20 protein-coding genes are annotated in these 20,826 nt (G+C 71.8%); 7 read left to right on the top strand and 13 right to left on the bottom strand.

The window, feature by feature from the left end:
• Window positions 1–112: 112 nt before the first annotated feature.
• From AB0I88_RS03250 to AB0I88_RS03210, 9 genes are all read right to left on the bottom strand, one after another.
• Entirely contained in the window at window positions 113–1,327 is a 1,215-nt protein-coding gene (locus AB0I88_RS03250; protein ID WP_361017726.1) for an ABC transporter permease, read from the bottom strand.
• Window positions 1,324–1,998: an ABC transporter ATP-binding protein gene (locus AB0I88_RS03245; protein WP_361017724.1), complete on the bottom strand. Its 675-nt coding sequence runs from the start codon at window positions 1,996–1,998 to the stop codon at window positions 1,324–1,326. Before AB0I88_RS03245 ends, AB0I88_RS03250 begins: the two co-directional genes overlap by 4 nt.
• Entirely contained in the window at window positions 1,991–3,178 is a 1,188-nt protein-coding gene (locus AB0I88_RS03240; RefSeq protein ID WP_361017723.1) for a peptidoglycan-binding domain-containing protein, read from the bottom strand. The genes AB0I88_RS03245 and AB0I88_RS03240 overlap by 8 nt, the downstream gene beginning before the upstream one ends.
• 71 nt (window positions 3,179–3,249) lie before the next feature.
• A complete protein-coding gene (locus tag AB0I88_RS03235) occupies window positions 3,250–4,185 on the bottom strand; it encodes a hypothetical protein (protein WP_361017721.1) in 936 nt (311 codons plus the stop codon).
• Window positions 4,186–4,268: 83 nt separating this feature from the next.
• Window positions 4,269–4,706, bottom strand: coding sequence for a hypothetical protein (locus AB0I88_RS03230; protein ID WP_361017719.1), 438 nt, complete (start codon window positions 4,704–4,706; stop codon window positions 4,269–4,271).
• A 291-nt stretch (window positions 4,707–4,997) separates the two neighbouring features.
• Entirely contained in the window at window positions 4,998–5,996 is a 999-nt protein-coding gene (locus tag AB0I88_RS03225; RefSeq protein ID WP_361017717.1) for a hypothetical protein, read from the bottom strand.
• Complete coding sequence (locus tag AB0I88_RS03220) at window positions 5,993–6,550, bottom strand: RNA polymerase sigma factor (RefSeq protein ID WP_361017715.1); 558 nt, start codon at window positions 6,548–6,550, stop codon at window positions 5,993–5,995. Before AB0I88_RS03220 ends, AB0I88_RS03225 begins: the two co-directional genes overlap by 4 nt.
• A gap of 66 nt (window positions 6,551–6,616) precedes the next feature.
• The gene (locus tag AB0I88_RS03215) at window positions 6,617–7,123 is read right to left on the bottom strand and encodes a GNAT family N-acetyltransferase (protein WP_361017713.1); all 507 of its coding nucleotides are present in this window, start codon (window positions 7,121–7,123) and stop codon (window positions 6,617–6,619) included.
• Window positions 7,116–7,661, bottom strand: a complete 546-nt coding sequence (locus AB0I88_RS03210) for a GNAT family N-acetyltransferase (RefSeq protein WP_361017711.1) — start codon at window positions 7,659–7,661, stop codon at window positions 7,116–7,118. The genes AB0I88_RS03215 and AB0I88_RS03210 overlap by 8 nt, the downstream gene beginning before the upstream one ends.
• Before the next feature lie 25 nt (window positions 7,662–7,686).
• Here AB0I88_RS03210 and AB0I88_RS03205 point away from each other — a divergent pair, with 25 nt between their 5' ends.
• The gene (locus AB0I88_RS03205; RefSeq protein ID WP_361017709.1) at window positions 7,687–9,090 is read left to right on the top strand and encodes a beta-N-acetylhexosaminidase; all 1,404 of its coding nucleotides are present in this window, start codon (window positions 7,687–7,689) and stop codon (window positions 9,088–9,090) included.
• On the opposite strand, the gene AB0I88_RS03200 is transcribed toward AB0I88_RS03205, so the two are convergent.
• Entirely contained in the window at window positions 9,053–10,315 is a 1,263-nt protein-coding gene (locus AB0I88_RS03200) for a cytochrome P450 (protein ID WP_361017707.1), read from the bottom strand. The genes AB0I88_RS03205 and AB0I88_RS03200 overlap by 38 nt on opposite strands.
• A 90-nt stretch (window positions 10,316–10,405) precedes the next feature.
• On the opposite strand from AB0I88_RS03200, the gene AB0I88_RS03195 reads away from it, so the two are divergent.
• Window positions 10,406–12,370: a M48 family metalloprotease gene (locus AB0I88_RS03195; protein WP_361017706.1), complete on the top strand. Its 1,965-nt coding sequence runs from the start codon at window positions 10,406–10,408 to the stop codon at window positions 12,368–12,370.
• A gap of 150 nt (window positions 12,371–12,520) precedes the next feature.
• Window positions 12,521–12,979 (top strand): hypothetical protein, encoded by a 459-nt coding sequence (locus tag AB0I88_RS03190; protein WP_361017705.1) that lies wholly within the window; start codon window positions 12,521–12,523, stop codon window positions 12,977–12,979.
• 40 nt (window positions 12,980–13,019) lie between these two features.
• Here the strand turns inward: AB0I88_RS03190 and AB0I88_RS03185 are convergent, their stop codons facing one another.
• Window positions 13,020–13,919: a hypothetical protein gene (locus AB0I88_RS03185; RefSeq protein ID WP_361017704.1), complete on the bottom strand. Its 900-nt coding sequence runs from the start codon at window positions 13,917–13,919 to the stop codon at window positions 13,020–13,022.
• 12 nt (window positions 13,920–13,931) lie between these two features.
• Window positions 13,932–14,552 carry a hypothetical protein gene (locus AB0I88_RS03180; protein WP_361017702.1) on the bottom strand — a complete coding sequence of 207 codons (621 nt, stop codon included), beginning with the start codon at window positions 14,550–14,552 and terminating at the stop codon, window positions 13,932–13,934.
• A 326-nt stretch (window positions 14,553–14,878) separates the two neighbouring features.
• Between AB0I88_RS03180 and AB0I88_RS03175 the strand changes: the two genes are divergently transcribed.
• The 4 genes from AB0I88_RS03175 to AB0I88_RS03160 all read left to right on the top strand — a co-directional run bounded on the left by AB0I88_RS03175 (window position 14,879) and on the right by AB0I88_RS03160 (window position 19,107).
• Window positions 14,879–17,734: a nitrate- and nitrite sensing domain-containing protein gene (locus AB0I88_RS03175; RefSeq protein ID WP_361017700.1), complete on the top strand. Its 2,856-nt coding sequence runs from the start codon at window positions 14,879–14,881 to the stop codon at window positions 17,732–17,734.
• Window positions 17,735–18,154 (top strand): roadblock/LC7 domain-containing protein, encoded by a 420-nt coding sequence (locus tag AB0I88_RS03170; RefSeq protein WP_183224812.1) that lies wholly within the window; start codon window positions 17,735–17,737, stop codon window positions 18,152–18,154.
• Window positions 18,155–18,218: 64 nt separating this feature from the next.
• The gene (locus tag AB0I88_RS03165; RefSeq protein ID WP_361017978.1) at window positions 18,219–18,530 is read left to right on the top strand and encodes a DUF742 domain-containing protein; all 312 of its coding nucleotides are present in this window, start codon (window positions 18,219–18,221) and stop codon (window positions 18,528–18,530) included.
• Window positions 18,511–19,107, top strand: coding sequence for an ATP/GTP-binding protein (locus tag AB0I88_RS03160; protein ID WP_361017698.1), 597 nt, complete (start codon window positions 18,511–18,513; stop codon window positions 19,105–19,107). The genes AB0I88_RS03165 and AB0I88_RS03160 overlap by 20 nt, the downstream gene beginning before the upstream one ends.
• 18 nt (window positions 19,108–19,125) lie before the next feature.
• Here the strand turns inward: AB0I88_RS03160 and AB0I88_RS03155 are convergent, their stop codons facing one another.
• Window positions 19,126–20,751 carry a BTAD domain-containing putative transcriptional regulator gene (locus AB0I88_RS03155; protein ID WP_361017696.1) on the bottom strand — a complete coding sequence of 542 codons (1,626 nt, stop codon included), beginning with the start codon at window positions 20,749–20,751 and terminating at the stop codon, window positions 19,126–19,128.
• Between the last annotated feature and the right edge of the window lie 75 nt (window positions 20,752–20,826).

Genomic DNA, 20,826 nt, shown 5'->3' with positions numbered 1-20,826 from the left:
GGAACCTAGCGGCAGGGTCTGACAATTCTCCGAGACAATTAAGTATGTGCTTATAGAAATGTCGCGACGTGGCGGAGGTCGTCTCCGCCACGTCGCGAGCATGGACTTCCCGTCAGCGCTGGAGAGCCGCCACCGGGGTGATCCGCATGGCGCGGGCGGCCGGCCACAGACCCGCCAACAGCCCGCAGGCCGCGCTCCCCGCTGCGGCGAGCAGGGCGGCGCGCCAGTCCAGCACCGGCGTCCAACCGTTGAACAGCGCGGTCAGTGACGTGACGCAGGCGCCCAGCATGACCCCCACCAGACCACCCACCGCCCCGAGCACGGTCGTCTCCGACAACAGTTGCAGGAAGATGTGCGCGGGCCGGCCACCGATGGCCCGGCGCAGCCCGATCTCGGGCACCCTGGCGCCGATCCCGGCGACCGCCGCGTTCGCGATCGAGATCCCGCCGATGATCAGAGCGATCAGGCTGACCCACAGGCTGGACCGAGTCACGTTGCCCTCCACCTCGCGCCGCAGCGTCCGGGGATCCGGCGGGGCGATCGATCGCACCGCCGACGGCTCCTCCGGCCACAGCGCCAGCGGTGCCTGCCGGCCGATCAGTTGGGCCGCGCCCGGGACGGTGGCGATGAGCACGTCCTGTTCGCCCTCCCCGCCCTCACCCACCATCTCGGTGGCGAGGCTGGTCGGGATCACCACGGAGAGCAGCGCCTCCGGCCGCCGGGCCACGTCGTCGAAGATGCCGATGACGGTGTAGGCGCGATCGCCGATGAAGACGGCGACGCCGGTCCGGGTGATGTCGAGCCGCTCGGCCAGTGGGAGCGGCAGCAGCGCGACCGGGGAGGCGCGGCGTTCGTGGAAGTCGTCGTACAACCGGCCGGAGACCACGCGCGGCTCCATGGCGGCGAGTGCGCCACCGTCGGCGCCCAGGATCTTGACGGATTCCGGCTCACCGCCCATGGTGCGCCGGACCGGTGTCTCCCCGACGACCAGCCGGCGGCCGGCCGCGGTCACCCCGTTGAGATCACGCAGTGCCCGCAGGCGTTCGGGCGACTGCCAGCCGGCCGGCCCGTCGGCGTCCGTCGCGACCACCCGTACCTCCGTCGCCCGGCGGACGTCGAACGACTCGCTGACGAGCTGCCCCATGGTGGAGCTGATGCCGAGGGTGGCGACGAAGGCGGCGGCCCCCAGCACCGTGCCAACGGCGGTCAGCAGGGAACGGCCCGGATGCCGCCACATCGAGAGCGACGACTCCCGGACCGTGTCGCGCAGCCGGAACCGGGGAGGTTCGATGCCCAGCAGTGCGCGGGCCTGGCGGTCGTTGCTCACCACGCGCTCACCACGCCGTCGACGACCCGCAGGCGGCGGCGGCCGCGGGCGGCAATCTCGTGATCATGGGTGACCACGACCACGGTGAGGCCGTCCCGGTGCAGTTCGTCCAGGAGATCCAGCACGCCTGCGGTGTTCTCGGAGTCGAGGTTGCCGGTCGGCTCGTCGCAGAAGAGCACCCGTGGCTCGCAGGCGATCGCGCGAGCCACGGCGACCCGTTGCTTCTCACCGCCGGACAGTTGGCGAGGGTCGGCGTGCGCACGATGACCCAGACGCATCCGTTCCAGCGCGGTGCGGGCGAGTTGCCGACGCCGGCGCGGCGAGTGCGGGCCGTACAGCATTCCCAACTCCACGTTCTCCAGCGCGCTGCGCCCGGCCAGCAGATGGAAGGCCTGGAAGACGAATCCGAAGATCTGACCGCGTACGGCGCCGCGGGTGGCCTCCCCGAGCGTGCGTGTCTCGACCCCGTTGATGCGGTAGCTGCCCTCGGTCGGGGCGTCCAGCAGGCCGAGGATGTTCAGCAGGGTCGACTTCCCCGCGCCGGAGGGCCCGGAGATGGTGACGTGGTCTCCCTGGGCCAGGCCCAGATCGGTCGGGCGCAACGCCATGACGGGGTGCCCGTCGTTGTAGGTCCGGGACACCCCGGTCAGGCTCAGTACCGGGTCAGTCACTACCCACCACGACCTGGGTGCCCTCCGCCACGGCTCCGGCCGGCTCGGCCTCGATCGCCACCCAGCCGCCGCCGCTCTGCCCGTCGCGAACCGTGACGTCCTCGGTGCCGTCCTCGGTCACCACGGTGACGAAGAGTGAGCCGTCGGGCCGGGAGTAGACCGCGGTCACCGGCACCGCCAGCTTGGGCTCCCGGTCCTCTGACGCTGTCACGTCGACCCGGACGCTGCGGTTCGGTGCGTTGATGGCCGTGCCGGTGAAGGTCAGGCGAACCGGGAAGCCGGTGCTGCCGGATGCCGGGTCCTCGACGACCTCGGCGCCGATGGACTTGACGGTCGCTGTCGTCTCGGAGCCCGACGTCTCGTCCAGCACGGTGGCCCGCTGCCCGACGGCCAGCAGGCCGACCTGCTCGGTGGAGACAGTGAGGACCACCTGCGGGGCGGATCCGTCGAGTTCGGCGACGACCGCCCGGTCCGGCGAGGACAGCACGGAACCGGTCTTGATCCGTACTGTGGTGATCTTCTGACCGGACCGGGCCAGGCGCACCAGGTAGGAGCGCAGCAGACGCGGGCCCGCGGTCTGCTTCGCCTCGGCCAGCGTCTCCAGGGCGTCGGTCAGCGCCTTCTTTGCCGCGGCAACGCCCAGCTTGGCGGCGACAGCCTCGCGGTACGCGGCTCTGGTGGCGGCGACGTTCTGCTTGGCCTCGGCCAGCGGAGCCTGGTCGCCGCGCGGGGCGGTGTAGCCCTCGTCGTCGTACCAACGGCTGAACGCCGCCTGTGTCACGGCGTCGAAGATGCCGGTGAGCCGGACGTCGTAGCCGAGCCGCCGCAGCGCCCGTTGCACCTCGGTCACGTCCCGGCCCTTGGCGCCTCCGGCGATGTCCCGATAGAGCGGGAACGGCAGTTTGAGCGTCATCAGCGGCTGGTCGGCGACCTCGGCGATGGCCTGGCCCTCGCCGAGCACGTCGCCCTTACGGATGCGCACCCGGGTGACCACGGCGTCCGCGCCGATGAGCCCGGCCGGCGCGGCCAGCGGGACGCTGGGGCCGGGAAGGATCTGTCCCCGCAGAGTGACGTCCTCCGCCAGGACCCGCACCTCGGCCTTCGTGGTGACCAGCGACGGCGACGGAGGCGCCGCCTCCGCCGCCGCCTGCTGCGGGGACCGCAGATTGGGGCCGAGCACGATGGATCCGCCGACCAACACGAAGGCGCAGCTCACCGTGATGGCCGCGACACGCGCTCGCCGGGACCCCATCATGCCGAGCCGACCAGATCCGCGGCCTTCTTGGCCAGGTCCTCGATCTTGGGGTTGAGCTCCGCCAGCTTGTCCTCGTTGCGAGCGGTGATCTCCGCCGCTGTGGCGTTCGCGTCCTTGAGGAGTTTCTCCACCCGGCCCGACGCCGCGTCGCAGCGGTACCAGGCCGCGGCCAGCTCGGCTTCCTGAGGGCTGGGCGTGTAGGGGCGCTCAGCCACCGGCGGGCCGATCTGCACACCGCCCTTGGCCGGGCTCGGCGCCCACTGGTCGATCTTCTTGTTGGCGCCGAGCTTGATTCCGAAGTGCTTGACGTCCCACATCTTCAGGAAGGCCTCCCGGTCGCGCAGCGGGAACCCCTCCTTCTCCAGGCAGTCGGCGAGCGCCGGAATGTCGGACGGAACACGTTTGCGCAGGAATACGGCGAATTCGCCGGCGACCTGGTTGGCGACCTCGTTGTAGGCCTCGATGGTCTTGCGGGAGTCCTCTCCGAGCTTCTCGTTCGCCTCGTCCGTGCACTCCTCCAACTTCTTGTCGAAGTTCTTGTCGTAGCTGACGAGACGTGCGGGCTCCGCCGGGTAGACGCTCCCGAAGCCGCGCTCCCGGGCCTGCTTCTCGCTGGTGAAGCCGCGGAACCGCCCGCCGTCGAGAACGAACATCATTTCCGTGCCGTTCTGGCGCTGCACTCCCACATTCGCCATCTGGGGATAGCCGGCGTCCTTCAAGCAGCTGCCGGTCAACTTCCGCACCGCGTATTCCAGGAGGTCGATTTTTTCGCCCTGGATGAGGTCGAAACTCTTTCCTGAAACGGCTGCGGGGCGACCGCCCTCATTCGAGGAGGCGGCGGATTCGGTCGACTGGCTGGAATCGGTGGAATCCGAGCAGGCGCCTAGGGCCATGGCCAGAACAATGGCCGAACTCCAGCGGGCTTTTTTCACTTCTGGAATCCTCGTAATCACTCAATGACAGGGAAGGCGCTGCGGGAACGCCGGAAAGCGTTCCCGCAGCGGATTTCTTCAGATCACGTGCCCCACCGCTGGTGGACGCTGCAACGCGAGTGCGCGTAGTTGCCGTCGTTCCAGAGGTAGAGACGCGCGTAGCTGGAGCCGGTGTCCATCTTCGTCTCGCCGCCGTAACCGTCCACGACGTAGATCGTGCAGCTGGTGTCACGGCTGACCCACATCGAGGCGGCGTACTGCACGGTGCCGCTGCCGCCACCGCCCCAGCTGAAGTCGTCGTGCCGCTGGCTGTACCAGAAGTGCTTGATGGCGGTGGTGTACTTGGTGTCCCAGTTCTTCTTCAGGCAGATCTCACCGACGTTGCAGGCGAGGTTGCCATCGCCGGCGTCCGCGGCCTGCGCGGCCGTGGGCGCCATGGCGAGCATGCTCAGGCCGGCGACGCCGGCCATCGCGATGCGCGCTACGCGAGCGCGCAGAGGTACGATTTCTCCCGTCCTCACGAGGACTCCTTCTTGGGGTAGAGGACACTGATGGCTGCAGCGTTGCAGCGTTGCAGCCATCCCAAAATGGTTGCATGACGCAGTTCCGTTAATCGGTCCTGAATCCAGCCATGGGAATGTAGCAGTGGCTGTAGTGGCCCCGACAGGGGCATCCGATATAACTCGTGTGTCCTCTGCTGTGGGATGGATCATGGCCCTCGGAAGGGTCGGGAGTTGCGATGAATGCGCAAGATCAACTAGAGTTCGCCTCTAGCGGATTCTGCTGTTTCCGGCGGATTGTTTTGGTCGCGGTCAGTGCACTCGCAGTGATTCTCCCAGCTCGATAACCTGGGCTTCGGTGAAGTCGCGCGGCACCATCAAGTGGTATGCGGATCCGTCGGGAAAAGTACCGTCCAGAATCCAGCGCTCGGTGGCCCGAGTCAGCGTGGCGGGCCGGCCGGCGACCGTGACTTCGCTCCGCGCCTCGAAGCCCTCGGCCTCACCGAGGTCCTGCGGTGCCGAATACCAGACCACGTGCACCTCACGGTCACTGCCGCGCTCTTGGTAGGACTGGATCGCGATGCTGCTCTCGTCGCTCTTGAACCCGCCGAGCGTCCAGCCCTCCGGCGCCAGGCCCAGGGTGACCTTGAACTTCACCGGCCTCGGCTGGTCGACCACCGTGCGGGCCAGGCGCAGGACCTCCTCCTCGGAGGCGTACCTTCCGTTGCCGACGATCGTCACCCACTGACCGGCGCGGCGTTCCCAGGTGAGCTGGACCGAGGCGGTCGTGCCCGAGCCGTCCGGGATCGAGAGGATCGTGGCCGGCCGGTCGTCCACCTCGATCGTCCGCTCCCCGTTGGCGCCGCCCTGCGGTGCGGACGGTTCCGGGACGAGAACCACGGAGTCGTTCACCGTGTCCCCGAAGACACCCATGACGGGGCCGCCGGGATCCGCGGTGAACGACGGCTCGCCGAGGCCCGGCAGGCCGAACGGGAATTGCGGGGCGGACACCGACACCAGGCGGACCGGCCCGAAGGAGAGCCGGGCCCGCGGCTGCTGGGCGGTGACGTCCGGCGAGCGGAAGCTCGGGTGCGGTCCGGGCAGGACGGCCACGGCCGCCGCCACGGCGGCGATGCCGGCCAGGCCGACGATCGCGATGCGAGGGAGCAGACCCCACCGGCGATTGCGCGCGGGTGCGGCCACCGGCCCCTCGATCTCCGAGACCAGTCGGGTACGGGCAGCGCGCCACGCTTCATCGGAGAGCTCGGTCGCGGCCGGGCCGTACTCGTCGATCAGCTCGATGTCGTTCATTTCTCCACCTCCGAGGCGAGGGAGCCGAGGGCGGCGCGGGTCACCTTGCGGGCCCGGTTGATCCGGGAGCGGACCGTCCCCACCGGGATGTCCAAAGTCGCGGCGATCTCCGCGTACGAAAGTTGTGCATAGGCCAGGAGCAGCAGCGCGTCGCGATCACGGGCCTTGAGTTTCGCCAGCGCCGCGGCGAGGTCGGCGCGCAGGGCCGTGGCGTCCACCCGGTCGTCCACCGAGTCGTCGGCGTGCGTGCGCGGCTCTTCGGCGGCGGCGCGGGCCAGCGCCCGGTAACGCCGCTCCTCCTGCCGGACATGGTGGTGCAGCACGTTGGTGGCGATGCCGTAGAGCCAGGCCCGGACCTCCAGCCCGAGCGGCTGGTAGGACTCGCGCCTGCGGAAGGCGATCAGGAAGGTCTCGGCGAGCAGGTCATCGGCGTGCGCTCCGATCCGGCGGGCCAGGTAGCGATGGATCGCCTCGGCATGCCGGTCGAAGAGCGGCCCGAATTGTTCCGGCTCCCGCACCGATTCCCGGATCAGCACGTCGTCGGCGATCTGCATCGCTTGCGAGCGTAGGTCGGTCACACCCGTTGATGCCCGCAGGTCCGAAACGGGTTCACAAAATTTTCAGATGGGCCGGGAGAAGCGCCAGGACCAGGCGTTGTCGGCCTCGGTGGAGCCGTACGTGCGGCGCCGCTCCCGCTTGTGGAACCCGCGCGCCTCGTAGAACGGGATGCCGAGCTCGTTGCCCTCCAGCGCGGCCACCCACATCTCGGTGGCGCCCAGCTCCCGCAACTGGGTGGTGATCCGGTCCAGCAGCAGCGTGCCGAGGCCCCGGCCGCGCTCGTCCGGGTCCAGGTAGAGCACGAAAAGCTCACCCACGCCGGGCGCGGTGAGCCCGCCGCCGGCCGCACCGACCACCCGGCCGTCCTCCTCGGCCACCTGGTAGCCGAGCCAGCCCGGCGGCGCGGCCGCGATCTCCTTGGCCACCCGCTCGGCGTGGTAGAACTCGGCGAGCATCCGCTCGATGAACTCTTGCGACAGCAGGTCCGGGTAGGTGGTCCGGTAGCCCCGCGTGCAGATGTCGCGGATCGCCGCCACGTCCGAGTCGGTCGCCGCACGCACCTCAGCCATGGACGGAGGATAGGTCCCGTTGCCGGATGTGGTCGTCGTGCCACTCGGAGCCCACCCGGAAGCGTTTCACCCCGACGATCTCGAAGCCGTGTTTGGCGTAGAACCGGGCGGCCCGCGCGTTCTGCTGGTTGACGCCGAGCCAGCAGGTCGCGGCGCCGGTCTTCGCGGCGGCGGCCAGGGTGCCGGTCATCAGCTCGGCCGCCGTGCCGCCGCCGTGCCGCTCCGGCGCCACGTAGAACTTGCTCAGCTCGATGCTTGTCGACGCGTCCACGACGGCCGCCACGTCCGGGTCGGCGATCGGGCCGCGGACCAGCATCGAATAGCCCACCGGATGATCACCGGCGGACACCACCAGCAGGGTCCGGTCCGGGTCGGCCAGATAGCGGGCGAAGCACTCCACCGACAGGTGCGCCGCGACGAACGCGTCGATGTCGGCCGGCGCCGTGCCGGGCGGGCACGCCAGGCCGAAGGTGTGAGCGGCCAGCTCGTGCAGCGACTGCTCGTCACCCGTGGTGGCGAAGCGTGTGGTGATCGTCATGGAGAAACTGTTTACAATCTTCAGAGTGAGCGAGCGGACGGTGCAACTCGGCGATGTTATCCCTCGGCCGGCCTCGGTGCGGCCCGTCACGGACGCGACGTTTCCGATCGTTTCCGGTACGGCCGTCAGCGCGCCGCCGGGGTTGGAGAACGTCGCGGCCCACCTCGGGCTGCCGCTGTCCCCGGACGGCGCGATCCGCCTGAGCCTGGACCCGGAGCTGCCCGCCGAGGGTTACCGGCTGGAGATCACCACCGACGGCGTCACCCTCGCCGGCGGGACCCCGGCGGGCGTCTTCTGGGGCGTCCAGACGCTGCGCCAGCTCGGCCCGGTGCTGCCCGGCGGCGTCGTCGAGGACCGTCCGCGGTACGCGTACCGCGGCGCCATGCTGGATCTGGCCCGGCACTTCTTCACCCCGGACGAGGTGAGGGCACACGTCGACCTGCTCGTCCAGTTCAAGATCAATCATCTGCACCTGCACCTCACCGACGACCAGGGCTGGCGCCTGGAGATCCCCGGCTGGCCCCGGCTCACCGAGGTCGGCGGCGGCCCGGGCACCGGCGTGGACGGGGCCGGACCGGGCTTCTTGACCTGCGCCGAGTACACCGGCCTGGTCGCCTACGCGGCCGAGCGGTTCGTCACCGTGGTGCCCGAGATCGACATGCCCGGCCACGTGAACGCGGTGCAGGTCGCCTACCCCGAGCTCGCCGCCGACGGGCAGCCGGTCGCGCCGCGCACCGACGCCGAGGTCGGCTACAGCTCCCTGGTGGCGGGCAAGGAGGAGACGTACGCGTTCGTCGAGGCCGTGCTGAAGACGGTCGCCGACCTGACCCCCGGCCCCTACCTGCACATCGGCGGCGACGAGTGCATGGCCACGCCGCCCGGCGACTACCGCGCCTTCCTGGAGCGGGTGCTGCCGATCCCGGCCGCCCACGGCAAGAACGTCATCGGCTGGCACGAGATCGCCGCCGTCGACCTGCCGGAGACGGCGATCGTCCAGTTCTGGCGGATCGAGGAGTCCGACGAGGCGGTGGCCCGGGCCGCGGCGTCCGGGCGGCGCGTCATCGTCTCCCCGGCCGACCGCACCTACCTCGACATGAAGTACGACGCCGGCACCCCACTCGGGCTGGACTGGGCCGGGTACCTGACGGTCGAGCGGGCCTACGACTGGGACCCGGCCGAGCGGCTCCCGGGCGTCGGCGAGGAGGCGATCCTCGGCGTCGAGGCGCCGCTCTGGTCGGAAACCCTGCGCAGCGTCGACGACGTGCGTTATCTCACCTTCCCCCGGCTGCCCGCGGTGGCCGAGGTGGCCTGGTCACCGCGCGGCAGCCGGGACTGGGCGTCGTTCCGGGAGCGGCTGGCCGCCTTCGGGCCCCGCTGGACCGCCGCCGGCATCAACTTCCATCGAGCGCCCGAGATCGACTGGCACTGAGCGGGTGGGTCACCGCGTGCTCCGGGACGACCAGCTGGATCCGGTCCCGGGGCAGCGCCGGGACCCGGGACAGGTCGATCCCGGTGTCCTGCGGCGGCAGGTAGTGGTCCAGCTCCGCGAGCCGCCGCACCATCGTGCCGAGCAGCGCCACGGTGAGCCGCTCGCCCGGGCAGCGGTGCCCGGTCCGCGGATCCCCGCCACCCTGCGCGATCAGGTCGAAGTCGCCGATGTCGCGGCCCAGGAACCGCTCCGGCGAGAACGCGTACGGCTCCGGCCACACCTCCGGATCGTGGTTCTGCCCGTAGACGTCGAGCAGCACCAGCGTCCCGGCCGGGATCGGCTCGCCCTGGAAGAAGCCGTCCCGGACCGCCCGGCCGCCGAGGAACGGGGTGAACGGGTAGAACCGCCGCACCTCGTGCACGAACGCCTCGGTGTACTCGTCGTCGCCGGAACGGATCCGGGCCTGGTGACGCGGCCACATGTCCATGGCGTGCGCCGCGAACGCCACCAGCCAGGCCACCGCGATCGTCGGGCGGATGATGTTCAGCAGCTCCACCGCGGCCACCCGCGGATCCAGCTCGGCGCCGTCCTCGACGTGGTGCGCCACGGCGGACAGGGGGGTCGCTGAGCGCGGCTCAGCCCGTACCGAAGAAATGATCTTCGAAAGCCGGTGCTCCTCCAGGCGGCGGGCGGCGAACGCCCGCGCGGTGCGCGGACCGACCGTCGCGAACCCGTCGACCATCGACAGACAATGCCTGGCCAGGGCGTTTCGCTCACGCCCGTCCAGGGGTACGCCGCACCAGCGCGCCACCGCCGACGCGATGATCCGCGCCGACTCGTCGAACAACCGCACCGGCGGACCGCCCCGCCACCGCTCGGCGGCCGAGTCGAACGTCTCCCCGGCCAACTCGGCCAGACGGTCGATCCCGTCGTCCATCAGCAGTGACGTGAACAGCGCCTTCCGGTGCCGGTGCGCCGCGCCGTCCAGGGTCTGCACCCCGCCGGCGCCGAACAGGGTCTGCGTCACGAGCTCCGGCAGCGCCGAGTGCCGCTCCAGGTTGCCGGGACCGTAGAAGAACTGCGCCGCGGACGGGCCGCAGATACCGACGGCCGGTCTGCCCAGAACCCGGGTCCGTGCCGGGCCGCCGCCCGCCCTGCGGCGGAGATCCGGCAGCCACGCGTACCCCTTCAGGGCGACGGCCAGTGTCTGATCGAGGTCAGCCATGCCGTTCGTATATCCCGCTGCCCGGACACGAAACGGTTACGTACGGTTTTGGCCCTACGCTGGGTGGCCGACCGGCGGGAGGAGTGCGACTTGAGTAGGAATACGCCATCGGGGGCGGCCCGGTCGGCCGTCGCGCTGGCCGGATTCTTCGCCGTCGCGGGCCTACAGCTCGCGGTCGTGCTGCTGATCCTCTGGGCGGTGCTGTCGGTGCTGCCCAGCGCCGTCGCGCTGCGGGCCGGCGCGCCGCTGAGCATCGCCACCGTCGGCGCGCTCGGCTACGCCACCTGGCGTGCCCTGCACACCCGCCGCCGCACCCCGGCCGGGGTGGCCGTCACCCGCGAACAGGCCCCCAGGCTGTGGGAACTCGTCGACGGCGCCGCCGCGGCCGCCGGTGTCACCCCACCGGACGGGGTCACCGTCGTCGCCGACGCCACCGCCGTCCTCGGCGAGCACACCCGGATGCTCGGCCTGCTCGGCGGGCGCCGCGACCTGTACCTGGGACTGCCGCTGCTCCAGGCACTGCCGCCCGGCCGGCTCAGAGCCGTCGTCGCGCACGAGCTGGCACACGGCTCGCCGGGGCTCGGCCGGTGGGCGCCGCTCGCCTACCGCGGCCGGATCGCGGTCGGCCGGATGGTGCCGCGGATCTCCCGGCGCGACCCGGCCGGAGTGGTCCTGCGCGCCTACGCCGGGTTCTACCGGCGGATCGACGCGCCGTTCAGCCGCGCCCAGGAGCTGGCCGCCGACCGGATCGCGGCCGAGCACGCGGGCGTCGCCGACACCGTGGCCGCGCTGCGCGACCTGCCCGCCCTCGCCGGGATGCAGCGGCTGTTCCACGCCGAGTACGTCGGACCCGGCTGGCAGGCCGGCTACGTGCCGGACGACGTGTTCGGCGGGCTGCTGCGGGTGCTGGCCGCCCGCTCCACCGAGATGACCATGCTGCGGGCCACCGCACCCGAGCCGAGCGGGCCGTGGGACACCCACCCGCCGCTCACCGAACGAGTGGCCGCGCTCGCGCCGTCCCCTTCCACGCCGGCCGCTCCGGTTTCGGCTCCGGGGCAGGCCTCGGTCTCAGGTTCGGCCCCCTCGTCGCCGGAGGACCCACCGGCACCGGAGGCCACCGGTGAGCCGGGCGGGGACGAGCCGCCGGAGAAGGCCGGGGACCCGGACGAGGAGCTGGTGCCGGACCTGCCGGCGCTGGGCCGGGCGCTCCAGGCGGTGGCCTTCCCGCCACGCGGGCGCAGCGTGGTGAGCTGGGACGAATGCCTCAGTGTCGCCCGTACCACGGAGATGGAACGCGAAGCGGAAGCCGCGCTCGCGGCGATCTCACGCGCCTCGGACGCGCCCGTGCCGGATGCCGCGCACCTGCTCACCCTCGTCGCGGACGGCCGGCTGCGGGCCGCCGCCGGCGCCGTCTTCCCGGACGCGCCACCGGAGGAGATCACCGCCCGGATCGTCGATCTGCTCGGGCTCATGCTGGCCCTGGCCGCCCTGCGCAGCGGGGTGGCCCGCTGGCGGCACAGCTGGACCGGCGCGGCCGAGGTGATCGCCGTCGACGGCACCAACCTGAACCTCGCCGAGCTGGCCGCGGCGGCCGCCGACCCGGAGACCACCGAGGCGGTCCGTGCCTATCTGACCGAGGCCGGCGTCGATCTGGCCGCCCCGCCGGACGAGCGGGCCGCGGCGCGCGCCCGGGTGCTCGGCGGACTGGTCAACCTGTCGGCGGACGGCGCCCGCACCGACCTGCTCGTCACCGATCTGGGCCTGCTGCTGGTCCCGGGCCTGCCGCGCGGCCGCGGCGCCGAGGCGAAACGCCGGTTGACCCGGATCGCGGCCGACGGGGTGCCGGCCGCCGCCGAGACGTCCGCGGAGCGCCGTTTCGTGCCGTTCGCCGACGTCGCCGGGGTGACCGTCCTACCCGGACGGCGCAAAGGCTGGATGCTCGGCCTGCGGGACGGCGGCGGCCTGACCCTGAAACCGTCCCTGGACGCCGACGAGCTGCCCGGCGGCTGGGCCGCCTGGGACGAGGCGGTCACCTTCCTGGCGCGAACCCGCTGACCCGAGTCGCCTGTCCGACGAATCAGCAATCGTTACGTCACTTTGGGTCACAATAACCTCGGCGATTGTTCGCTTGGCCGACGTCCGAATCGGGTAGCAGGTGCCGGAGCGAGGCGCGACGATCGTCTGGGACGCGGGGGAGGGGCCGTCATGGAACGAGGTCCGTTGGCACTCTTCGGGGCGATCGTGGCGGTGGGCCTGGGCCCGGCCCTGTGGCTGGGCGCGCAGCTCGGGGCGGTCGATCTCGCCCCCGGCCAGCGGCCGGCCCCGGTCAACGAGCAGTTCCCCGGCGTCGACATGGACTTCGGTGGCTCCGGCGCGGGCGATCCGGCCGTCGACCCGATGTCCACCCATCCGCTGACGCCGCACAGTCCGGCGGCGCCCGCCAAGCGGAAGACCAAGGCCGCGACCCGCGATCCGGTGCGGCAGGCGCCGTCGCCGTCGCCGGTCTCGCCCTCGGCATCGCCGTCGCTCTCACCGTCGCTCGCTCCGTCGCTCTCACCGTCCGGCCCGCCGCCCAGCGACGAACCGGCGCCCCCGTCGCCGTCGTCGCCCGAGGTCTCCGAGCCGGTCGCCGGCAGTCCCGATCCGGAGCCGTCGACCCGATGAGGGGGAGCCGTGCACGGCTCCCCCTCATCGGCGCCCGGGCTCAGATCCCCAGCAGGCGGTCCAGGATGTCGCGGTAACCCCGCAGCTCGACACGCAGCGACTCGGTGTCGTCGGTGCCGGTGGACAGCGAGCCGCGATGGTCCCGCAGCGCCGCGGTCAGCTTGTCGACCGCCTCGTCCACCAGCCCGGCCGCCTCGCCGGTGGCAGCCTTCGGGTCGTCGACGAAACGCAGCTGGATGTCACGCCACCGCTCGCGCAGCGACTCGACGTCACCGCCCGGGAAGAACGCCACCGGGCCGCTGGAAGCGGTGGCCGCGGCCGGCGCCGGCACGATGCCGGCCGGGTCGTCCGCGGTGTGCCGCGGCTCGTCGTCCACACCGGACCGGATCTCCCGCGTCAGGTGCGGGTCGTCGAAGGTGCCCCGGTCCTCGAGCGCGGTGTCCACCGCCGGGGCGTCGTCCTTGCGGGCGTCACCCGTGCGGTCGTGGTCCTCGTGGGCGCCGGCCTCGACCTCGGCCGCGTCGGCCTTCGCCACCGCGGCGTCCGCCTTCGCCACCGCGGCGTCCGCCTTCGCCTCCGCGGCGTCGGCCTTGACCGCGGGCGCCGCCCCGGCGTCACCGTCCAGGCCGTCTCGTTCCCGCCCGTCGGGCAAAGCGACGGTACGGTCGGCGTCCGCCCCCGGACCGCCGGTGGTGGGGATCCGGTCGGTGCGATCCGGGTCGTCGCCGACCGCGGAGGAGCCCACCGCCACGGGCTGCCGGTCCGGGCCGGCCGGCCCGGCCGGGTCGTGCTGCCACGGCGAGCCGGCCCGCTGCTGGGGCACCGGCCGGGCGGCGGTGCCGGTCCCGCTGTCGTGCTCCCGGGCCTCGCCGGCCTCGCCGGTCTCGCCGGTCTTGTCGGTCTCGTCGGTCTCGTTCGCCTCGTTGGAGAAGAAACGCATCGTGGGGACTCCTCAGCGGCTGGTGGCGTCGGGTTCGGGGGTGGGGTCGGCGCGGTTCACGTCGTCGGCGGCCGGCCGCGGCGCGGGGGTGGCGTGCCGGACCGGGTCCTCACCGAGCAGGTCGGCGAAGAGGGCGCGGTAGTGGACCAGGGCCTGCCGCAGGTCCTCGGTCTCGGCCTGGTCGTCCCGGCTGCGGACGCTGATCTCGTGGGCCGAGCGGTAGTGCTGCAGGGTGGCGGCGTGTTCCACGGACAGGTCGGCGAGCCGCTCGTCGTAGTCGCCGGTCGGGTAGCCCCGCTCGGCGATCAGGCGCGTGACCAGCTCGTCGGCGGTCGCGACCGCCTCCTTCGGACTGTCCACGAAACGGATCTGGACCTCTTCCCAGGCGGCGGCGTACTTCGTACGGGACTCGGGGGACAGGGGCTTGAGTTCGAGACGCGCGTGCCGCTTGGTGCGCTCGAGCAGCTCCTTCTCCGCCTCCGAGCGGTTGCCGGTGTCGGCGACCATCCGGTCGTACTCGGGGCCGAAGGTCTGCCGCAGCCGTCGGCGGCGCGCGACCTGGACACCGACCACGAGCGCGGCCAGCACCAGTAGGACGACGACGATCAGGACGATGGTGGCGATGGCGGACATCAGGTTCCTCCTTCTTCCAGCGCATGTATTCCCATCCCGTACCACGCGCCAATCCCACTGTGCCGAATAAGGGATGCGCGGGACGGAATCGGGCCCGCACTGTCGTAAGGCCGACGATCTAGCGAAAAAGATCGGGAGCCGTTCTGGCTGGACAAACAGGAGGAAGACGGCCGGCCCGGCGGTTCCGGGAACTAGCTGAGACGGACGTCATTACGTATTCTTCCGCAAGCGCGAGCCATGACTCTGCCGGCCGATCCCCTGACGAACGGCCGGCGCCCGGGTGGCGCGCTGGTCGTTGCCTTGCCGAACCCCTCGGGCGGAGCCTGATGAGAAGCCGTAACTGGTCGATCCGTTCGAAGATCATCGCTATGGTCGCCGTGCCGCTGTCCGCGGTGCTGGCCCTCTGGATCTTCGCGACCGCGGTGACGGCCGGGCCCGCCAGTCATCTGCTCGACGCCCGCGAGACGGTCCTCAAGCTCGGCGACCCCGGGATGCGGCTGATCGGCCAGTTGCAGCGCGAGCGCCACTACTCCGCCATCTACCAGGCCACCACCCGTCCCGCCAAACCCGAACTGGCCCAGGAACGGGTGATGACCGACCGGATCGTCACCGAACTGCGCTCGGCCGCCGCCGAGGCCGACGCCGGCGAGGAGGTCACCACCCGCGTCGACGCCCTCCTCGGCGAGCTGGACAAACTCGGCGAGATCCGCCAGGAGGTCGACGACCGGAAGACCAGCTACTTCTACACCGCCCAGGACTTCGACCGGATCATCGACGCCGCGTTCGAGGTCTCCCGGTCGGCGGCCGTCTTCTTCCACGAGCGGGTCGACCGCGAGGTCCGTGGACTGATCAGCGCCTTCCGCGGCCTGGAGTACCTGAGCCGGATCGACGCCCTGCTGGCCGGCTCGAACGCCCAGGGGCGGATCGACGCCAAGACCCGGGAAACCCTGATCCTGTACGTCGGGACCTCCCGCTACCTGATCAACGCCGGTGTCGCGGACATGCCCGAGCGGGCCAAGGGCGACTACTCCCGGCTGATCACCCACCCCAGCTTCGTCAAACTGGACGAGCTGACCCACGCGCTGCTCGCCGAGCGTTACGCCGGCGGCCCGCCCCCGGTGAGTGGCGTCACCTGGCAGGCCGAGTACGACTACGTGGCCCAGGAAATGCGCGACTTCACCACCCGGGTGGTCGACGACGTGGCCGCGGACGCCACCCCGCTCGCCATCGACATCATCGGCAAGATGGTGGTCACCGCCCTTCTCGGCCTGATCGCGCTGGGCCTGTCCATCTACGTCTCGGTACGGCTCGGCCGGTCCATCGTCAGCCGCCTGATCCGGCTGCGCCGGGACGCTCTCGAACTCGCCTCCGAGCGCCTGCCCTCGGTGGTCCGGCGATTGCAGCGCGGCGAGACCGTCGACGTCGAGGTGGAGACGCCGCCGCTGGAGTACGGGCGCGACGAGATCGGCCAGCTCGGGCACGCGTTCAACGACGTTCAGCGTACGGCCGTGCAGTCCGCGGTCGACGAGGCGAACGTCCGGCGCGGCATCAACGAGGTGTTCCTCAACATCGCCCGGCGCTCGCAGACCCTGCTGCACCGCCAGCTGTCGCTGCTCGACCGGATGGAACGCCGGGAGACCGACCCGCAGGAGCTGGAGGACCTCTACCGGGTCGACCACCTCGCCACCCGGATGCGGCGGCACGCCGAGGACCTGGTCATCCTGGCCGGTGCGGCCCCCGGCCGGGGCTGGCGCAACCCGGTTCCGGTGATCGACGTGGTCCGTGGCGCGATCAGTGAGGTGGAGGACTACAAGCGGGTCGACATCCGCTCGATCGTCACGTCCGCACTGGTCGGACGGGCGGTCGGCGACGTGATCCACCTGCTCGCCGAGCTGATCGAGAACGCCACCTCCTACTCCCCGCCGCACACCCGGGTCCAGGTCGTCGGCCAGGTGCTGCCGAACGGGTACGCCGTCGAGATCGAGGACCGGGGCCTGGGCATGTCCGCCGAGGCGCTGGAACAGACCAACCGCCGCCTTGCCGAGCCGCCGGAGTTCGACCCGGCGGACAGCGCCCGGCTCGGCCTGTTCGTGGTGGCGCAGCTCGCCCACCGGCACGGCATCCGGGTCTCGCTGCGCGCGTCGGCGTACGGCGGGGTGACCGCCGTGGCGCTGATCCCGGGTGATCTGGTGACCGGCGGACCGTCCGGCGGCCGTTCGCCCGGTGGCTCCACCACCGGCCCTCTGGTCGGCACCGGCGCCGAGGACCCGTCCCGGTCGCTCGCGGCGCTCCAGTGGCAGGGCAGCGGCGAGCTGAAGCAGATCACCACGTCCGGCCGCCGGGCCGCCTTGGAGGACGCGCCGTCCCGGGACGGCGCCTCGGTGAACGGTCACCACCCGGAGGGCGCCGAGTTCACCGGGCCGGCCCCGAGCACGGTCGCGTCCGAGCTGAGCGCCGAGGGCCTGGTGCAGCGCAGACGTACCCGGAAATCGGCCACCCCGCCGCCCGTCACCCCGCCGACCGACGTGGCGGACCAGACGATCGACCTGTCGGTGCTGGACGAGCTGGCCGCCGGCCTGCCGACCGCGCCCCGGTCGGTGCCCCGCAACTCGGCGTCACCGGCCGTCGACACGCCCGGGACGCCGGAACTCGATTCACTCAGCGCCCCGGAGCTCGACACGCCGGGGGCACCGGAACTCCAGGCGCCCGGTGCGCCGGAGCTCGACACGCCCGGGATGCCGGAGCTCGGGGCGCCGGCCGCCGACGATGCGGAGACCACGATGGCGCTGCCGATCGCGCAGGTCTCGCCGGCGCCGTCCGACGTGGGCGAGGACGGCCTGCCCCGCCGGGTCCGGCAGGCGAGCCTGGCGCCGCAGTTGCGCCGGCAACCGGCCGAGGATCCGCCGTCCACGGCGCCGGCTCGCAGCCCCGAGCAGGTCCGTACGCTCATGAGCGCATTGCAGCTCGGCACCGCCCGGGGCCGCGTCGACGCGGCCCGCGTCGAATCTGCCGCCGAACACGCCGAGGCTCCCAGCGATGCGACGCCCGGCGATGCGGCTACCGTCAATCTCCCGGCCGTCCCCGCGGCCGGGGACAACGCACCATCCGGGTCGGAGGCCGGCGTGCACGGCGATCACGCCGAAGGTCCCGGGGAGAACCCCTTGCTGGAGAAGGACGCATAAGTGGCACAGACGAAGCAGAGCGCGAATCTCACCTGGCTCCTCGACGATCTGGTCGAGCGGGTGCCAACCGCGCAGCAGGCGGTGGTGCTGTCGGCCGACGGGCTGATGCTCGGAGCCTCCGCGGCGATGAGCCGCGAGGACGCCGAACACCTGTCGGCCATGGCGGCCGGGTTCCAGAGCTTGGCCAAGGGAGCGAGCCGGCATTTCCGTGCCGGTCAGGTCCGGCAGACGGTGGTGGAGATGGAGGAGGCCTTCCTCTTCGTCACGGCCGCGGGGCAGGGCGCCTGCCTGGCCGTGCTGGCCTCCGCCGACGCCGACCTCGGCCTGATCGCCTACGAGATGGCGATGCTGGTGACCCGGGTGGGCCAGACGATGGCCGCCCCGGAGCGGTCGGTCCTGACGCCGTCCGACGTCCTCTGAGCGGCCGCGTGTGACTCACGACTGGCTGGACAACGACGCGGGTCCGGTGGTGCGTCCCTATGCGATGACCCAGGGACGCGTCGCCCCGGCCGACTGTGATTTCGACCTGGTGGCATTCGTCGTGGCGACCGTGCCCGACATGCCACCCGGTCAGCATCTGCAGCCGGAGCATCACGCCATCGTGGCCGCGGCCTGGGAGCCGATCTCCGTGGTCGAGCTGGCTTCCCAGCTCGACCTGGCGCTCGGCGTGGTCCGGGTGCTGCTCGGTGATCTACGCTCAGCGGGCCTCATCTCGCTGTACGAACCCCCGGCTGCGTCGCAGCCGCATGACGTCGACGTACTCAAGGCGGTTGTCAATGGACTCCGTGCGCTCTGACCGCAACGGCTCGTCGCGCATTCCCGTCGCACTCAAGATCCTGATCGCCGGCGGCTTCGGCGCCGGCAAGACCACCATGGTCGGCTCGGTCAGCGAGATCCGCCCGCTGCAGACCGAGGAGATCCTCACCGGGGCGGAGGGTGCGGACGACGTCTCCGGTGTGGAGGGCAAGACCACCACCACGGTCACCATGGACTTCGGCCGGATCACCATCACCGATGACCTCCAGCTCTACCTGTTCGGCACGCCCGGTCAGGACCGGTTCTGGTTCCTGTGGGACGAGCTGTCCCAGGGGGCGCTCGGCGCCGTGGTGCTGGCCGACACCCGGCGGCTGGCCGACTGCTTCCCGTCGATCGACTACTTCGAGCAGCGCGGCACCCCGTTCGTGGTGGCGGTGAACTGCTTCGACGAGCAGCACCGGTTCGCGCCGGAGGCGGTGGCCCGCGCGCTCGACCTGGACCCGGGCGTCCCGGTGGTCCTCTTCGACGCCCGTGACCAGGTGGCCGCCCGTAACGTGCTGATCGAGCTGGTGGAGTACGTGGCCCGCCGCCAGTTGACGGCGGCCGGCCGCCGCTAGCGGCCGGCGCCGCTGGATCTAACGGACCGTCGGGGGCAGGGCGACCTGCCCCGGCGGCACACAGATCAGCCAGGGCCGGAGCCGGCGCAGTGCCCGGTCGGTCAGCAGGCCGCGGTGGCCCAGGTCTTCGGGGCTGCGGTAAGGCCCGTGCTCGTACCGGTCGAGGGCGATCCGGTGCGCCTCGATCGGGCTGATGCCGCGCAGCCGGGCGATCTCCTGCGCGGGCGCGTGGTTGATGTCGACCAGCCCGCCGTCGTCGAAGGAGCGCAGCAGGTCGGGTCGCCCGATCCCGGCCTGGCGGGCGCCGTCGGGGTGGACCGCGGCGAACTGCCGGGCGAGCTGCCGCCGGGTGCGGGCGCTCCGGGTGTCGCCGGGGTGGCAGGCGAGGATCGCGCCGTGTATCGCGGCGACCGGGAAGAGCAGGAACATCAGCGAGAATCCGGCGTCCTCGGCCGCGGTGGTGGTCTCGGAGTCCACGTCGCTCGGGTCGATGCCCAGCAGGATGAGCATGGTGAGGACCGCGGTCGCGTAGAACACCGCCGTGAGGACGTCCCGCAGGGTGCGCCGCTGGAACGCCGCGTAGGCGAAGTAGACCCAGCTGGCGAGCCCGCAGGTCACCACCGGCAGGATCCCGGCCACCACCGCCTCGATCACGTTGATGCCGGTGCGGCGCGCGGACAGCAGATCCCCCGGCAGCATGGCGGGCGGCGGCCACACCGGGCTCATCGGCTGATGAGGGATGACAGACGGCTGGTACGGCTGCGGCGAGACCGGATCCGGTGGTGGCGGTGGCGGTGGTGGCGGGACCGGCGACGGCGGCGGCGGGGTGGGCTCGGCCTTGTCCGCCCACGGGTCGACCGGCTCGGCGTAGAACGGCTCGTTGCGCAGGATCCGCCGGTGTGTCTCCTGGAGCCGTTCGCCGGGTTCGGCGCCCAGCTCGTCCAGGAAGAACTCCCGGGCGTCGCGGAACACGGCCAGCGCCTCGGCCTGCCGCCCGCTGCGGTACAACGCGATCATCAGCTGGGCCCGCAGGCCCTCGCGCAGCGGGAACTCGCTCACCAGCCGGGACAGTTCGGAGACCAGTCCGGCGAAGCCGCCGCGGGACAGCTCGATCTCGGCCCACAGCTCCCAGGCGCTGGCCCGTTCCTCGCTGAGCCGGATGCGGGCCGCGTCGAAGACGCCGCCGGTGAGACCGCTGAGCGGGTCGCCCCGCCACAGGTCGAGGGCGGCGCGGGCCCGGCGGGCGGCCTCCTCGAGGTCACCGCCGCGCCGTTCCGCCTCGGCCCGGGCCATCCCGGACCGGAAGTCCTCGGTGTCCAGGACGCTGACGCGCAGCACGTACCCACCGTCGGTCAGGGAGATCAGCTCGCCGGGGGTGCGGGGCGTTCGGTCCGGGTCGAGGACGCGGCGCAGTCCGGCCACGTACTTCTGCACCACGTTGGTGCCGTTCTCCGGGGGGTCGTCGCCCCAGACCGCGTCCACGATGCGGTGCACCGGCACCGGCTTGCCGGGGCTCAGCAGCAGGACGGCGAGGACCGCGCGCTGCTTCGCCGGCCCCAGATCGAGCGGCGTGCCGTTCCGGAGCGCGCGGACGGCGCCCAGGATCTCGAAGCGCAGCGGGTCGGTCGCCGGGTGGATCGTCACCCCAGCACCCCCCTGTTGAGCAGCAGTTTCCCTCCACGGCAGCGGAACCGCAGCCGGCAGCAGCATAGCCGCAGC

Origin of the sequence: Actinoplanes sp. NPDC049802 (assembly GCF_040656595.1) — a bacterium.
Classification (GTDB): Bacteria; Actinomycetota; Actinomycetes; order Mycobacteriales; family Micromonosporaceae; genus Actinoplanes.
This window is presented reverse-complemented; position numbering and strand designations above follow the sequence as displayed.

Bases quoted from the DNA above. Each gene is read 5' to 3' on its own strand.
- AB0I88_RS03225 (WP_361017717.1), bottom strand. From the start codon at position 5,996: ATGAACGACATCGAGCTGATCGACGAGTACGGCCCGGCCGCGACCGAG.
- AB0I88_RS03220 (WP_361017715.1), bottom strand. From the start codon at position 6,550: ATGCAGATCGCCGACGACGTGCTGATCCGGGAATCGGTGCGGGAGCCG.
- AB0I88_RS03215 (WP_361017713.1), bottom strand. From the start codon at position 7,123: ATGGCTGAGGTGCGTGCGGCGACCGACTCGGACGTGGCGGCGATCCGC.
- AB0I88_RS03210 (WP_361017711.1), bottom strand. From the start codon at position 7,661: ATGACGATCACCACACGCTTCGCCACCACGGGTGACGAGCAGTCGCTG.
- AB0I88_RS03200 (WP_361017707.1), bottom strand. From the start codon at position 10,315: ATGGCTGACCTCGATCAGACACTGGCCGTCGCCCTGAAGGGGTACGCG.
- AB0I88_RS03190 (WP_361017705.1), top strand. From the start codon at position 12,521: ATGGAACGAGGTCCGTTGGCACTCTTCGGGGCGATCGTGGCGGTGGGC.
- AB0I88_RS03185 (WP_361017704.1), bottom strand. From the start codon at position 13,919: ATGCGTTTCTTCTCCAACGAGGCGAACGAGACCGACGAGACCGACAAG.
- AB0I88_RS03180 (WP_361017702.1), bottom strand. From the start codon at position 14,552: ATGTCCGCCATCGCCACCATCGTCCTGATCGTCGTCGTCCTACTGGTG.
- AB0I88_RS03175 (WP_361017700.1), top strand. From the start codon at position 14,879: ATGAGAAGCCGTAACTGGTCGATCCGTTCGAAGATCATCGCTATGGTC.
- AB0I88_RS03165 (WP_361017978.1), top strand. From the start codon at position 18,219: ATGACCCAGGGACGCGTCGCCCCGGCCGACTGTGATTTCGACCTGGTG.
- AB0I88_RS03160 (WP_361017698.1), top strand. From the start codon at position 18,511: ATGGACTCCGTGCGCTCTGACCGCAACGGCTCGTCGCGCATTCCCGTC.